The 13,353-nt window shown below is 45.6% G+C and carries 14 protein-coding genes, 10 tRNA genes and 1 rRNA gene (1 of these 25 only partly in view); 20 read left to right on the top strand and 5 right to left on the bottom strand.

Annotation, left to right across the window (positions count from 1 at the left end):
• The 12 genes from NSQ99_RS00610 to NSQ99_RS00555 all read left to right on the top strand — a co-directional run.
• Positions 1-866: ribosomal RNA gene (locus NSQ99_RS00610) — 23S ribosomal RNA — on the top strand; it begins 2,193 nt to the left of the window's first position.
• Positions 867-1,027: 161 nt separating this feature from the next.
• Positions 1,028-1,103 (top strand) — tRNA-Asn (locus tag NSQ99_RS00605).
• 2 nt (positions 1,104-1,105) lie between these two features.
• Positions 1,106-1,181 (top strand) — tRNA-Thr (locus NSQ99_RS00600).
• A 37-nt stretch (positions 1,182-1,218) separates the two neighbouring features.
• Positions 1,219-1,293: transfer RNA gene (locus NSQ99_RS00595), tRNA-Glu, on the top strand.
• Between the two features lie 4 nt (positions 1,294-1,297).
• A tRNA-Val gene (locus tag NSQ99_RS00590) sits at positions 1,298-1,373 on the top strand.
• Positions 1,374-1,379: 6 nt separating this feature from the next.
• Positions 1,380-1,454, top strand: a tRNA-Gln gene (locus NSQ99_RS00585).
• A 13-nt stretch (positions 1,455-1,467) separates the two neighbouring features.
• Positions 1,468-1,543, top strand: a tRNA-Lys gene (locus NSQ99_RS00580).
• Between the two features lie 14 nt (positions 1,544-1,557).
• Positions 1,558-1,640, top strand: a tRNA-Leu gene (locus NSQ99_RS00575).
• Between the two features lie 241 nt (positions 1,641-1,881).
• Positions 1,882-2,202 (top strand): heme oxygenase, encoded by a 321-nt coding sequence (locus NSQ99_RS00570; RefSeq protein WP_432806951.1) that lies wholly within the window; start codon positions 1,882-1,884, stop codon positions 2,200-2,202.
• A gap of 179 nt (positions 2,203-2,381) precedes the next feature.
• Positions 2,382-2,464: transfer RNA gene (locus NSQ99_RS00565), tRNA-Leu, on the top strand.
• 39 nt (positions 2,465-2,503) lie between these two features.
• A tRNA-Leu gene (locus NSQ99_RS00560) sits at positions 2,504-2,586 on the top strand.
• Positions 2,587-2,629: 43 nt separating this feature from the next.
• A tRNA-Leu gene (locus tag NSQ99_RS00555) sits at positions 2,630-2,712 on the top strand.
• Positions 2,713-2,844: 132 nt separating this feature from the next.
• Here the strand turns inward: NSQ99_RS00555 and NSQ99_RS00550 are convergent.
• The 5 genes from NSQ99_RS00550 to NSQ99_RS00530 all read right to left on the bottom strand — a co-directional run bounded on the left by NSQ99_RS00550 (position 2,845) and on the right by NSQ99_RS00530 (position 6,870).
• Positions 2,845-3,501: a LuxR C-terminal-related transcriptional regulator gene (locus NSQ99_RS00550; RefSeq protein ID WP_251669606.1), complete on the bottom strand. Its 657-nt coding sequence runs from the start codon at positions 3,499-3,501 to the stop codon at positions 2,845-2,847.
• A gap of 21 nt (positions 3,502-3,522) precedes the next feature.
• The gene (locus tag NSQ99_RS00545; RefSeq protein ID WP_251669604.1) at positions 3,523-4,770 is read right to left on the bottom strand and encodes an FAD-dependent oxidoreductase; all 1,248 of its coding nucleotides are present in this window, start codon (positions 4,768-4,770) and stop codon (positions 3,523-3,525) included.
• A 28-nt stretch (positions 4,771-4,798) separates the two neighbouring features.
• A complete protein-coding gene (locus tag NSQ99_RS00540; RefSeq protein WP_251669602.1) occupies positions 4,799-5,569 on the bottom strand; it encodes an SDR family NAD(P)-dependent oxidoreductase in 771 nt (256 codons plus the stop codon).
• Between the two features lie 14 nt (positions 5,570-5,583).
• A complete protein-coding gene (locus tag NSQ99_RS00535) occupies positions 5,584-6,180 on the bottom strand; it encodes a TetR/AcrR family transcriptional regulator (RefSeq protein WP_251669600.1) in 597 nt (198 codons plus the stop codon).
• Positions 6,181-6,285: 105 nt separating this feature from the next.
• Positions 6,286-6,870, bottom strand: coding sequence for a hypothetical protein (locus tag NSQ99_RS00530; RefSeq protein WP_251669598.1), 585 nt, complete (start codon positions 6,868-6,870; stop codon positions 6,286-6,288).
• A 248-nt stretch (positions 6,871-7,118) separates the two neighbouring features.
• Here NSQ99_RS00530 and fabD point away from each other — a divergent pair, with 248 nt between their 5' ends.
• The 8 genes from fabD (at position 7,119) to NSQ99_RS00490 (ending at position 13,347) form a co-directional block, all read left to right on the top strand.
• Positions 7,119-8,066, top strand: coding sequence for an ACP S-malonyltransferase (gene fabD, locus NSQ99_RS00525; protein ID WP_251669596.1), 948 nt, complete (start codon positions 7,119-7,121; stop codon positions 8,064-8,066).
• Between the two features lie 250 nt (positions 8,067-8,316).
• Positions 8,317-9,081, top strand: coding sequence for an SDR family NAD(P)-dependent oxidoreductase (locus NSQ99_RS00520; protein WP_251669594.1), 765 nt, complete (start codon positions 8,317-8,319; stop codon positions 9,079-9,081).
• Positions 9,082-9,101: 20 nt separating this feature from the next.
• Entirely contained in the window at positions 9,102-9,509 is a 408-nt protein-coding gene (locus tag NSQ99_RS00515; protein WP_251669591.1) for an acyl carrier protein, read from the top strand.
• A 19-nt stretch (positions 9,510-9,528) separates the two neighbouring features.
• Positions 9,529-9,903: a holo-ACP synthase gene (gene acpS, locus NSQ99_RS00510; protein ID WP_340838707.1), complete on the top strand. Its 375-nt coding sequence runs from the start codon at positions 9,529-9,531 to the stop codon at positions 9,901-9,903.
• A gap of 10 nt (positions 9,904-9,913) precedes the next feature.
• Positions 9,914-10,366 (top strand): hypothetical protein, encoded by a 453-nt coding sequence (locus NSQ99_RS00505; RefSeq protein WP_251669586.1) that lies wholly within the window; start codon positions 9,914-9,916, stop codon positions 10,364-10,366.
• A complete protein-coding gene (locus NSQ99_RS00500) occupies positions 10,363-11,640 on the top strand; it encodes a beta-ketoacyl-[acyl-carrier-protein] synthase family protein (protein WP_251669584.1) in 1,278 nt (425 codons plus the stop codon). Before NSQ99_RS00505 ends, NSQ99_RS00500 begins: the two co-directional genes overlap by 4 nt.
• A complete protein-coding gene (locus NSQ99_RS00495) occupies positions 11,627-12,085 on the top strand; it encodes a hypothetical protein (RefSeq protein ID WP_251669582.1) in 459 nt (152 codons plus the stop codon). Before NSQ99_RS00500 ends, NSQ99_RS00495 begins: the two co-directional genes overlap by 14 nt.
• Positions 12,082-13,347 (top strand): beta-ketoacyl-[acyl-carrier-protein] synthase family protein, encoded by a 1,266-nt coding sequence (locus tag NSQ99_RS00490; protein WP_251669580.1) that lies wholly within the window; start codon positions 12,082-12,084, stop codon positions 13,345-13,347. The genes NSQ99_RS00495 and NSQ99_RS00490 overlap by 4 nt, the downstream gene beginning before the upstream one ends.
• Positions 13,348-13,353: the final 6 nt, after the last annotated feature.

Genomic DNA, 13,353 nt, shown 5'->3' with positions numbered 1-13,353 from the left:
GTGAAGATGCAGGTTACCCGCGACAAGACGGAAAGACCCCATGGAGCTTTACTGTAGCTTGATATTGGACTTTGGTACGATCTGTACAGGATAGGTGGGAGCCTATGAAGCATGTGCGCCAGCATGTGTGGAGGCGCCGTTGGGATACCACCCTGATCGTATCGGAGTTCTAACCTGTCACCATGAATCTGGTGAAGGGACCGTGTCAGGCGGGCAGTTTGACTGGGGCGGTCGCCTCCTAAAAAGTAACGGAGGCGCCCAAAGGTTCCCTCAGAATGGTTGGAAATCATTCGAAGAGTGTAAAGGCATAAGGGAGCTTGACTGCGAGACCTACAAGTCGAGCAGGGACGAAAGTCGGGCTTAGTGATCCGGTGGTACCGCATGGAAGGGCCATCGCTCAACGGATAAAAGCTACCCTGGGGATAACAGGCTTATCTCCCCCAAGAGTCCACATCGACGGGGAGGTTTGGCACCTCGATGTCGGCTCATCGCATCCTGGGGCTGAAGTAGGTCCCAAGGGTTGGGCTGTTCGCCCATTAAAGCGGTACGCGAGCTGGGTTCAGAACGTCGTGAGACAGTTCGGTCCCTATCTGTCGCGGGCGTAGGAAATTTGAGAGGAGCTGTCCTTAGTACGAGAGGACCGGGATGGACGTACCGCTGGTGTACCAGTTGTTTCGCCAGAAGCATAGCTGGGTAGCCAAGTACGGAAGGGATAAGCGCTGAAAGCATCTAAGCGTGAAGCCCCCCTCAAGATGAGATTTCCCAATTAGTAAGACCCCTTGAAGACGACGAGGTTGATAGGCTGGGGGTGGAAGTGCAGCAATGCATGGAGCTGACCAGTACTAATCGGTCGAGGGCTTATCCTACAGACTTTGAATACGGAGCGCAAGCGAAGGTTCACAAGTCACATCGGAAGCATATGCTTCTGCTTGATTACTTTGGAGATTCACAACTTTCATATCCAGTTTTGAAGGTACAACCTTCAATATTGTTTGCTTATAGCGAACAATGTGAGCGACTGTATCGTTCCCTGATAGCTCAGTTGGTAGAGCACTCGACTGTTAATCGAGTTGTCACAGGTTCGAGTCCTGTTCGGGGAGCCATTGCTCTCATAGCTCAGTCGGTAGAGTGCATCCATGGTAAGGATGAGGTCACCGGTTCGATCCCGGTTGAGAGCTCCATTTACAACATGGTTGGACAAGACGTACAAATGAATATGGCCCGTTGGTCAAGGGGTTAAGACACCTCCCTTTCACGGAGGTAACAGGGGTTCGAATCCCCTACGGGTCACCAAATTGGAGGATTAGCTCAGCTGGGAGAGCATCTGCCTTACAAGCAGAGGGTCGGCGGTTCGATCCCGTCATCCTCCACCATTATAATGGGGATTAGCCAAGCGGTAAGGCAACGGACTTTGACTCCGTCATTCCAAGGTTCGAATCCTTGATCCCCAGCCATTTTCTCTTATGAGAGCCATTAGCTCAGTTGGTAGAGCACCTGACTTTTAATCAGGGTGTCGAAGGTTCGAGTCCTTCATGGCTCACCAGTTTTATACAATGTGCGCGTGTGGCGGAATTGGCAGACGCACTAGACTTAGGATCTAGCGGGCGACCGTGGGGGTTCAAGTCCCTCCACGCGCACCATATACGAATTGGACACCACCAGTTAATCTGGTGGTTTTTTTGTATTTCTATGTTTTTATTTATTAGAGCACCTGCTAATTTTGATTAATAAGATGAAATTAGCTTATACTATAATAGTTGTTACCAGGAGTGTAGAGTGTACATACAATTTCACGTTAAACAACACTGCTTAATAGGGCTAACAGGGGCTAATTAAGCTCCTTACGTAATTAATCGGAGTATTATAAAAGAAGGAGTGAAGATGATGATCGTCGTTACCAATCGTATCAAAACCAAAAAGGGGTTTGCTGAGAAAATGGCACCTCGCTTTACAGCACCAAGTCCTATGCACAAGCTAGAAGGCTTTCACAAAGTAGAGGTACTGATCGTTAATCATGAGGATCATGACATTATGGATGTGAATATGTACCGGGATACTTATGAAAGCTTCGAAGCATGGAGAAATAGTGATATGTTCCATCAGGCACATGCTAACCAAGGTCCCCCTTCCGGTGAAAGTCCAATTTTGGGCAGCGAGATTATTACAGCTAAGGTAGCTGCAACGACAAGTTTGCCTGAATAGCAATCAAAGATGGCATATCATAGCAATAGATCAAGCCTTCTGCTACATGCTTCATGCAGCAGAAGGCTTGAACATATTGCACATTATTAAGCATGTTAGTGTAGAAATTTTACAGTGGAAAATAGTTGACTTTTCTTTTTCAATCCTGTATTCTATAAAGGTACTCAATTTTTGGGTGTGCGCGTGTGGCGGAATTGGCAGACGCACTAGACTTAGGATCTAGCGGGCGACCGTGGGGGTTCAAGTCCCTCCACGCGCACCATTAACCCTTAAAGGACAAGTTCATATGAGTATACAATGTGCGCGTGTGGCGGAATTGGCAGACGCACTAGACTTAGGATCTAGCGGGCGACCGTGGGGGTTCAAGTCCCTCCACGCGCACCATTTAACTCCTTAAAGGACAAGTTCATATGAGTATACACAATGTGCGCGTGTGGCGGAATTGGCAGACGCACTAGACTTAGGATCTAGCGGGCGACCGTGGGGGTTCAAGTCCCTCCACGCGCACCATATACGAATTGGACACCACCAGTTGATCTGGTGGTTTTTTTGTTGTGTGGAAGGGATATCGTAACGAGCTATGAATACTTGATCCGAGCTAAGGCGTCGATGGGGGAGTGAAGTTTTAATCGTCGTGCTGCACTAAATCTCAATTAATCCTTCCTTTAGCGCATAATTAATGGCTTTTAATCGCTCTCTAACACCGAATTTAGAGTAGATATTACAGATATGATTTTGCACCGTATTGATGCTTAGACATAGTAAATCAGAAATTTCACTGTTATTGTGACCCTTCATCATGAGATTTAATATTTCATGCTCTCGATGCGTTATCTTTTTTCGGGTATGATCGAATCTATTGGATAGGCTTTTTGAGATAAAAAGCCTAGGGTTACAGGTTGGTGAGCACCATTCCTTATTTCTGCTCACATGGGTTATTGCATCCATAAGCTGCTCCTCAGTGCAATTATTAAGAATATAACCTTTGATTCCGATTTGGAACAGCTCACTAATTTCGGTGTCGATGGTTTTATTGTCTCCAATTAATAAAATCGGAATGTTTATTTTCTTGGAGATCAAACGTTCATGCAGCTCGACAGCTGTCATATCGTTAAGCTGCTGATCGAGTATGAGCAATCTAATGGTTGATTCCTTACATGCTGTAATGATCTCCTCACCACTTGCATATTCACCGATAATTGAATAGCTAGGCATACTGCTAATAGCCTTTTCAATGCCAATTTTCCACAGAAAGTTTTTCGGAACTCCAATTAGAATGTTGATTCTAACATTATCCATTATGGTCTCTCTCCAATCCTATCACATATGCTCTATAACTGAAGATAATTGCAACCGAATGGTTTCTTCTTGATTTACACCTGCAATGCCAAGTGCGATTTTACTGCTAATTTTGTGTCGTAGACCAGGTAGGAATCTCGTTGAGAACATGCCAAACATTTTTCCGGCATGAAGAAGTTTGTTGGGAGTAAACACGACTGAAGACATGAAGTTTGATCTTGAGAGGATATCCTCGTTTATAGGCTTGCGGACTTGCTCGTACAATGCAAGAGCCTCGTCAATGGCCAGCTGACCGTGCAAGCTTTTGGCAAGCAGTTTACTTAAGACGTCCGCGTCTTGAATGGCCATATTCATCCCTTGTCCGGAAGATGCATGAGTGAGATGAGCTGCATCACCGATCAGGGCAGCTTGCTTCGCATAGTATTGATCAGCGTGCATGCGTACCATTTTGTAGACGTGCTCACCCTCGCGATGGAAGATGCTAATTTCTTTTAACATAGGCACACGTCTTGCTAATTGCTGCAGTAGCTCGTTATCACTGTATTTTCGCCACTCTGAAGCCTTTCCAGATGGGACAACGACTGTAATTCTCATTTGCTGATCGGGTAATGGGATTAATACAACAGCACCGTCTCGATGCAGATGAACCTGTGTTCTTAGGTCACCCTGAAACGAAGCAGGTCGAGGCATATGAAGCACGACAAGCTCATGATTATACACCATTCGATCTGCCTTAATGCTAAGCTCCTTACGAAGTAGCGATTGCCCTCCATCTGCTGCGACGACAATTTTAGCATGGCAGGTGGTTAGCTCCTTGCCCGTCTTAATAACCACACCGGATACGTTGCCTTGATCATTGTAGAGCATACGCTCTACAGAGCTTCCTCGCATAATCTGAATATGCTCGTAGCTGTTTGCCCAATCAAGCAGGCCTTGCTCAATCTCACGATGGGGAATGTTCATAATGTAATTATATTTACTTGAAGACAGTGGCTTGAGGTCAATTTTCATAAGCTCCTTGAACACCCCGTGATGAAGCTCGATGCCATAGGATTTGATATGAGGGATTTGTTGAAATTGCTGTAGCACACCCCACTGCTCAAGAATCTCTAGCGTTCTTGGCTGCAGTCCATCTCCGCGATTCATACTGCCAGGATCCTTACGGCGGTCAACGACAAGAACCTTGAAATTATATTTAGCTAATGCACATGCTAGTGCAGCGCCTGCAACAGCACCACCGACGATAATAATATCTGTTTCCAAATCCATATAATCTACTCCTTCCGAATAATAAAGCTTAGGTAGTTATCTTTCGGATGATATTGTTCGCTACAGGAGGTAAAAACTTAATCATTTGCCCAAGCATTTTATTTTGACGGCCAATGACAACCTCTGTACGTTTATTTTTTATCGCTACTACCATTTCTTCTGCTACCTTGTTAATGTCCAGGGAGCCTGATTTACCATACCAGTGCGGAAGCCGATCCTGAAGATGTGAGCTTAGATTGGTATTCATATGACCTGGTGAAACGAGCGTGACAACTACACCCTGAGGGGCAACCTCTCTTTGCAAACCTCGAGCAAAGTTAGATATCGCTGCTTTCGTCGCACCATAAGGAACCATTTGTGGGAATGCGGCCTCGGCCATAATTGATGAGATTAGCACGATCTGCCCCGATTTTCGTTTAAGCATATGAGGTAGCAAATAGCGAGAGCAACGAATAATGCCTACGACGTTGGTCTGGAACATTGCATCAACCTCACTAAGATCAAGCTGATCCACACGATCGATATACTGCACCGCAGAACCTAAAATAGCGATATCAATATGACCAAATCGCTCAGTAGTCTCCGCAATTAACTGCTGAACCGCTTCCTCTGAGCATATGTCACAAGGATGCACATAGCATGATCCTCCACTTACTTCGATTTGCCTCCTTAAGGATTCAAGCGCACTTGATGATCGGGAGGAGATGATGACATTCGCACCTTCCCTCGCGAACTGTAACGATACAGCCCGCCCGATACCGCTTGAAGCCCCAACAATGAGAACATTTTTGTTTTTCATAAACTGGTCTCCTTTCAATTACTCGATTTACTCAATATTCCTTCTAACAAAATTTTACTTACCATCTGAAGAGACTCTGCATACGAAATATTGTGCTCATCCATAAAGCTTTCCTTCGTAAAGGCTTCAATCGTTACTAGAAAGAAGTGAACGAGTAGCTTAGGCTCTACGTCAATAATGAACCCTCTTTCTTTGGCTGCTCGAAACAACGCTTCATAGCGTTCAATTCTTAGCTTCCGCTGCTCTAATACTTTGCTCCACAGATGAGGAAATGTCCGTTGAATCTCTACAACCTGCTGACGAGTAAAGAACATAAGATGCTTCGCTACGATCTCTGGTAAACGAGTGATTTTTTCAATAATGCCAATGGATTGATCCGTCATGATCGGAAGCACCTCAGCATCAATCGTAGTAAAGACGTCATCGATACAAGCAGATATAATTTCTTCTTTACTTGTGAAAAATTTGTAAATCGTTTTTTTACTGATCGAGAGCTCTGAGGCGACTTGATCGAGTAATACTTTACTGAATCCTTGCTCCATACCAAGCTGAAAATACTTTTTCATAATTTTATCTTTAAGTTGCATAGCTTCTTGATTGATTTCGTCCAATATGTTCGCTCCTTAAATGTACTGCTGGTAGGATCAATGGAAACTGAAATTTAATTTTTAGTTTCCGAGATCACTATAGCAATAACACCAATATTTGTCAACACTTTAACTTTGAGGAAAATTCTCTTGCAAAATTCCGCGTAAATAATGAGAAGTGACATAGCTGCTTAAGCTTTCTACTTCGATGAGATCCATACGCTGCAGGAACAAAGACGATACAACAATGCCATTAAGCACGCACATTAAGCCTTGTACCTGTAATTCTAAGGGCTCAGTACGGGAATGTCGCTGTGATAATGATCGAAAAACCTTTCTTATGAGCACACGGAAACGAATAGCGGATTCAACTGGAATATGCTCATGGGTGTTGCCTGCTGGCCTAACTAGAAATGCAATACGATAAGCGTATGGATCACTAATCGCAAATTTTATAAATGCCTTTGTCAATAATTGCAGCTTCGAAACAGTATCTAGCTTGGGGTCTGACACAATCGGGTCAATGTGACTAACGATTTGACCAAAGCTATACTCCATGAGTTCGATTAGTAGATCGTAGCTAGGGAGATCATTATACTTTTGCAGCTCGGAATTATGTTGGCATATCTCTTGAAAACGCTCGTCCCACTGCTCATATGGTAGCTGGGAAAATATCTCTAATAAATGTTGTCTTAATGCTTCGCTTAACTCCACAAATTTCAACTCCTTTTGACAAATGTTGTGACTCGTCCTTCTTCTCATATACGACATTCCCACAATACAAGTTGTAGCTAATTTGGTAAATAGTAGTTTTGCATGAATTCCACTGAAAAAATAGTGTTTGACTACTAGATGTTTAGAGGTTTAAAGCTATTAACTTGAATGAGAAAACTGTATATCATTAGGTATGTAGCACCATAAATACAAATTTATGGAATTGTGATATGGAGGCTCGTTCAATTATGCAGATATGTTTTATGTTTCCGGGGCAGGGATCGCAGAGACTGGGTATGGGGAAAGAGATCTATGAAAATTTTCCTGCTATTCGACAAAATTATTTCGAAGCTGCAGATGAGTTGCTAGGATACAAGCTAAGTGAGCTTTGTTTTTCCGGTGATGAGCAGCAGCTTAAGCAGACGCAGTATGCACAACCAGCTATCTATACCGTGTCTATGGCATTGCATGCTTTGCTTGAAGAGCATGAAGTAAGCAGCTCAGCGGTAATCGGTCATAGCTTAGGGGAGTTTTCCGCAGTTGCTGCGGCAAAGGGCTTTAGCTTCCTGGAAGGTCTTGAAATTGTAGCTGAACGAGGACGGCTTATGCAGCATGCTCAGAAAATGCATGCTGGGAGTATGGCAGCCATTATGGGGCTAGATGCTGAAAAGCTGGAAGCTATCTGTGCATCGCTGCGTGAGCGCGGAGTAATTATGATTGCGAACTATAATGGTCCTTCACAGCTAGTGATTTCAGGTGAGGATGAACTGGTACATGAAGCGATGCGTGCATCTGAAGCGGAAGGTGCGGAGCGAGTTGTAAAGCTACCGGTTAGTGGAGCATTTCACAGTCCACTTATCGAAGGCATCGTTCCAGCATTGAGAAGTAAAATTGAACAGATATCTATACAGCCACTGCAAGTACCATTAATTAGCAGCGTAAGCGAAGCATTCGAGACAGATGGAGATAGAGTAGCGGAGCTTCTGGTAGCTCAAGCGACTGCGCCAGTAAAGTGGCAGCAGGTTGTCGCTAAAGTAGTAGAAGCAATGGACGATGTCCAGTTTGTAGAAGTTGGACCAGGACGCGTATTAAGTGGACTTGTTAAGCACCTAGATCACTCCATTCAGGCTGTCAATATCGATAGCTACAAAAAGCTTGAGTCGTGGCTTAATAAGACGAAGGCAATATCGACATAGACTGGCTGGCAGAAGTGGAAAAGGTAGTACGCGTAACTTACATATTATGTAGCCCACATAGGTCAACGTACAGAACGAATGATAGCTAGCGCATTGTACAGTCAACATACATAGCTGACGACATGGATGGGCAACAATGAGACACATTAGCGCTGCACATCATACTGGTGCATGACGCTGAACATAGCACTGCGCATGACGATGAACATCACACGCGCGTGACGCTCTATTCGAAGGGAGGTGTAGGGAAGTGAATTTGACAGATAAAGTGATGCTTGTTACGGGTGGGTCTCGCGGGATTGGTCGAGCAATAAGTATAGCAGCTGCAAGTCGAGGTGCAACGGTAGTCATTAACTATAACCGCAACCAAGCTCAAGCGGAGGAAGTTTGTAAGCTCATTAAGGCACAAGGAGGTACCGCATCCATCTATAGAGCTGATGTAAGTGACATGCAGCAGGTAAAGGAAATGATGACGTTTATTTTAGATACATATGGAAAGCTCGACATCGTCGTTAACAACGCAGGAATCGCTTATGATCGATTAGTATTCCAGATGGAGCCTGAAGATTGGCAGAAGGTGATGAATGTTAATTTTGGTGGAGTGTTCAATTGCTCGAAGGCTGCACTGGAGCCAATGATGCTTCAGCGAAGCGGGGTTATCGTCAATGTATCCTCTGCAATGAGTGAAGGCGGCTGGGTCGGACAATCGAATTACGCATGCTCGAAGGCTGCAATTAACGCATTTACTCGTACTGCCGCTGTTGAGCTCGCGCGCTTCAATATTAGAGTATGCGCTGTATTGCCAGGCTTCTCTGAGACCGAAATGGTGGAAGGCTTGCTGAAGGAAGAAAAGCGCTATCTCCCTCAAATACCGCAAAAGCGGTTTGGTAAGCCCGAGGAGGTAGCACAAGCCGTGCTGTTTTTAGCATCGGATGATGCAAGTCACATCACGGGAAGTACACTTGCTGTGGATGGCGGTGCACTATGCACCGTTGGAATTGGTAGACCATTATAAAAACAATTGGAGGAATGAACATGGAACGCAATGAAATTTTTGAGGTTGTTCAGCAAGCATTAGTTGATGCAATTGGTGTAGACGAGGATGAAGTAGTAGGTGAAGCAACGTTGCTTGGGGATTTGGGTGCTGAATCGCTAGATCTGCTCGATGTACTCTTCCGTATTGAGCGTAAGCTAGGCTTCAAGGTAACGATCAACGACATTACGCTAATGATTACAGGTGGAATTCCAGACGAGGAGTTCGGGACAGAGGAAGGCTATCTCTCTGATGTTGGCTTAGCACAGCTTAAAAAAAGCTTGCCTCAAATTGATGTAGACAGCTTGCGCAAGTTTGAAGCGGAACGAGTGCTTACGCTGTTCACGGTAGACAATCTGGTTAGCCTTGTTGAGATCAGAAAAGGAGAAATGGCTTCTGTTACTCACTAAACTTGATATCCGTACCGGAGTGGACCTGCAAAGCGTTGCCATTATGGAGAAAAAAATACTATCCAATCAGCTAAGAATGGATAGTATTTTTACATTAAGGGAGCTTGCCTATGCGGAAGGGAAACGAAGGAAGGCTGAGTATTTATCGGCTAGGTTTGCGGCGAAGGAGGCTTTCCTTAAAGCGATTGGAACGGGCATGGGCAAAGGGATAGAGCTGAATGAGATCGGGATTAGAAACGAGGCTTTATCTGGTAAGCCCAACCTAGAGCTGCTAGGCAATGCGCTTCAGTTCGTCAACAAGCTGGGTGTAGTTTCGATGGATGTATCGCTTAGCCATTCCGATGAATATGCGATCGCTCAAGTCGTACTGCTGCTTGATCAAGAACGAAAGTGAGGTGTTCGTTATGAGATTTTATATGGTTGACCGGATAAAGGATTGGAATGCAGGTGAATCGATTACAGCAAGTAAATTGTTGAATTACCAGGATTGCTACATGAAGGATGCGATTACGGGTGAGCATTATTTTCCGGAGCCTTTAATGGTGGAGGCACTATGTCAGGCAGGTGCTTGGCTTATTATGCTGACGACAAATTTTAAGCAGCGAGCCGTGCTTCTGTCAGCAGAATCGATCACCTTCCATAAGCGTGTCATCCCTGGAGATGAGCTTGTGCTATACGGGCATGTAGATTCGCTGCATGAAAATGCGGCGGTTTTTTCTGGGCATGGTGCTGTAAATGATGAAGTGGTAATGAAGATGAACTATATGATGTGTTCTCTAGTTTCGACTGCTGAGCTGGAGGATGTAGAGCGTACAAAGCGTACGTTTCATGAGCTGTCATCGGGGGAGGGGCAATGAAGAAAAGAGTTGTTGTTACTGGATTAGGCTGCGTAACACCACTAGGTCTCAATACAGAACAGACATGGCGTAATATGCTAGCTGGAAAGTCGGGAACGGACACGATTACATTGTTTGATGCTTCAAGTATGGATACGCGAATTGCTGCTGAGGTTAAAGATTTTGAACTGCACCCAACACTACCGGTAAAGCTGACTAAGCTTCTTTCTCGATCCTCTGGCTTTGGGCTTAATGCTTTTTTGGAGGCTATCCAAGATGCGAAGCTTTCAGCGGGCGATGCACCGAATCCGGATATCGGGATTGCTATGGGCTGCGGGTTAATTTACCCAGATCTAAAGCAGTTTCAAGAAACGTTCATTCGTTACTTTAAGGATGATGAAGAGACAGCAGAGGGCTTCTTCGGTCCGCTCGATATTTTGAAGCGAAGCAGTGTTACGGGAGCGTCGTTAATGGCGCAATGGCTTCGTGCTGCTGGACCGATGTATACGATCAATACTGCATGCGCATCGAGTGCACATTCAATTGGTACCGCTTTTCGTGCTATCCAAGCAGGTGAGGCTTCGATTATGGTCGCTGGTGGATACGACTCGATGATTAATTACATAGACGTGCTTGGCTTCAGCTTGCTAGGTGCTTTATCTACACGTAACGATGATCCTGCACATGCTTCCCGCCCTTTCGACAAGGAACGAGATGGCTTTGTTATCGGCGAAGGCGCAACGATGATTGTGCTGGAGGAGCTAGAGCATGCCTTAGCTAGAAATGCGCACATTTATGCCGAGCTTGTAGGTTTTTCGAGCACGATGAATGCTTATCGGATTACAGATTCTCCACCTGATGGTGGGGAGTGTATTACGGTTATGCGCCAAGCGATGGCTGAAGCGGGGCTTGAGCCAAACGAGGTGGATTACATATCGGTTCACGGCACGAGCACACCGTACAACGATTATAGTGAAACGATGGCGATTCGAGCTGCATTAGGCGAGGCTGCTGAGGAAGTTGCTGTAAGCTCCGTCAAATCGATGATCGGTCATCTGACGAATGCATCAGGCGGTATTAATTTTATTAGTGCAGTGCTTGCGATGCGTGATGGGATGTTGCCGCCTACCATTAATTACGAGACGCCAGATATAAAGCTGACGCTGGATTGTGTTCCTAATGCTTCACGCCAAGCAAGCGTCGAGACGGCTTTAGTTAATGCATTTGCATTTGGCGGGACTAATGTTTGCTTGGCTGTTAAATCATTCGAGGGAGAGCGTAATGATGTCAATTAACGTTATTGATCGAGTAGTGGAATGGTTACCAGGCGAGAAAGCAGAAGCTTATCAGCATATTACGATGAGCCATATTATTTTTGATACGCATTTTCCGCTAAAGCCGGTATGGCCTGGGATGCTGTCGATTATGGCGATGCAGCGTTTAGCTGAAGGAGTACTGGCCAGTCAGGACGATTATGCTACAGCTTATTGTATGACGGAGCTTAGCAATGTGAAGTGGCGTTCCTATGTAAAGCCGGGTGATCGGATGATGGTGAAGGTAGAGCTGACTGGGAAGGAACCTGAGCTTATGCAGTTTAAGGGAAAGATTCAGGTAGCGGGAAAAACGGTCGTAACCGTTGGGAGAATGAGCTTCAGTGCTGCTAAGGCGACAGCTGAAATCCAGCAGCAAATGAGCGCTTATTGGCAACAAAGAGGTGTAAAGCAGGTGGTTGTTGTATGAGACGTGTCGTTGTAACTGGGTTAGGATTGATCTCCCCACTGGGCTCAAGTAATGAGGAGGTTTGGCATTCGATTTTGCGAGGAGATAGTGCGGTGCAAAAGCTGTCACATCTTCGAGCAGATAAATTCAATACGCAGTATGGCTATCCGATTATCTCCTATAATCCAAAGGCGTATATCAAATCAGTGAAAAAGCTGCGAATGATGTCTCGTGGAGACTCGATGTGTTATTCCGCCTCGATGCTGGCGATGGAGGATGCTGGGCTGCCTAAAGGCTTCGTATCGGGCCAGCGCTTTGGTTTGTACGTTGGTGGAAGTAAAGAAGTGGATACACCGCCAGAGGATATGGTTGAAGCGATTATGGAGCCGAGTGTTGAGACGATTAGTGATTTCGTTATGAAGGTTAGAGATCATGTACATCCGCTGTTTTTCGTTAAAGGCTTGCCTGCCTCCTCGATGTTTTATATATCGGAGGAGCTTGATTTAAGAGGGCCTAATTGCTATTACATGGGAACCGCGAATGCCAGTGCCGTTGCGATCGGCAACGCAGCGCGGGCTGTAGCTATGGGCGAGGCAGATGCTGCGCTCGCAGGAGGCTTTTCCGATCCATTAACGTGGTGGAATTACTTGAAGGTTGATGGAATGGGCGTGCTGAACAGGGAAGAGGGAGAAGATCGGCGTTATTATCGTCCGTTCGATAGACAGCGCAAAGGTGCCTTGCTAGGAGAAGGCTCAACGATGCTCGTTGTTGAGGAGCTTGAGCATGCATTAGCGCGCGGCGCGAAGGTGTATGGGGAGATCGTTGGCTATGGCAACGGAATGGATTGCGACAATATCGTTAAGCCATCGGATGAAGGAATTGGACTGCAGACAGCGATGAAAAAGGCACTGCGTCATAGCAATCTTTCACCAGCTGAGATCAAGTATGTATGTGCGCACGGCAGCGGCACAAAAAGTGGAGATGAATCAGAAGCACGAGCAATCGCCTCGATATTTGCTGCCCAGACAACCGCGGTCAGCTCGATCAAGCCGACGGTTGGTCATCAATTTTCCAATGCAGGGGCATTCAATGCCTATGCCTCGTTAATGGCCATTCAATCAGGCGTGCTGCCTCATACGCTTCATCTATCGCAAGCTGATCCATCGTGGAAGGTTGATTTTATCGCTGAGCAGCCTAGGGAAGTCTCGGTAACTGCAGTTATGTCGCTCGCACGGGGATTGAATGGAGAAAATACGGCGCTTATATTTAAGGCGCTCGCATAATTGGGA

It is taken from the genome of Paenibacillus sp. FSL W7-1287 (assembly GCF_038004245.1).
Taxonomy (GTDB): Bacteria; Bacillota; Bacilli; order Paenibacillales; family Paenibacillaceae; genus Pristimantibacillus; species Pristimantibacillus camelliae.
Note: the sequence above shows the minus strand (reverse complement) of the source record. Positions and strands in the feature narration are given on the sequence as shown.

Coding starts and splice junctions, on each gene's coding strand:
- NSQ99_RS00570 (WP_432806951.1), top strand. CDS start 1,882: ATGATGATCGTCGTTACCAATCGTATCAAAACCAAAAAGGGGTTTGCT.
- NSQ99_RS00550 (WP_251669606.1), bottom strand. CDS start 3,501: ATGGATAATGTTAGAATCAACATTCTAATTGGAGTTCCGAAAAACTTT.
- NSQ99_RS00545 (WP_251669604.1), bottom strand. CDS start 4,770: ATGGATTTGGAAACAGATATTATTATCGTCGGTGGTGCTGTTGCAGGC.
- NSQ99_RS00540 (WP_251669602.1), bottom strand. CDS start 5,569: ATGAAAAACAAAAATGTTCTCATTGTTGGGGCTTCAAGCGGTATCGGG.
- fabD (WP_251669596.1), top strand. CDS start 7,119: ATGCAGATATGTTTTATGTTTCCGGGGCAGGGATCGCAGAGACTGGGT.
- NSQ99_RS00515 (WP_251669591.1), top strand. CDS start 9,102: ATGGAACGCAATGAAATTTTTGAGGTTGTTCAGCAAGCATTAGTTGAT.
- NSQ99_RS00505 (WP_251669586.1), top strand. CDS start 9,914: ATGAGATTTTATATGGTTGACCGGATAAAGGATTGGAATGCAGGTGAA.
- NSQ99_RS00500 (WP_251669584.1), top strand. CDS start 10,363: ATGAAGAAAAGAGTTGTTGTTACTGGATTAGGCTGCGTAACACCACTA.
- NSQ99_RS00495 (WP_251669582.1), top strand. CDS start 11,627: ATGATGTCAATTAACGTTATTGATCGAGTAGTGGAATGGTTACCAGGC.
- NSQ99_RS00490 (WP_251669580.1), top strand. CDS start 12,082: ATGAGACGTGTCGTTGTAACTGGGTTAGGATTGATCTCCCCACTGGGC.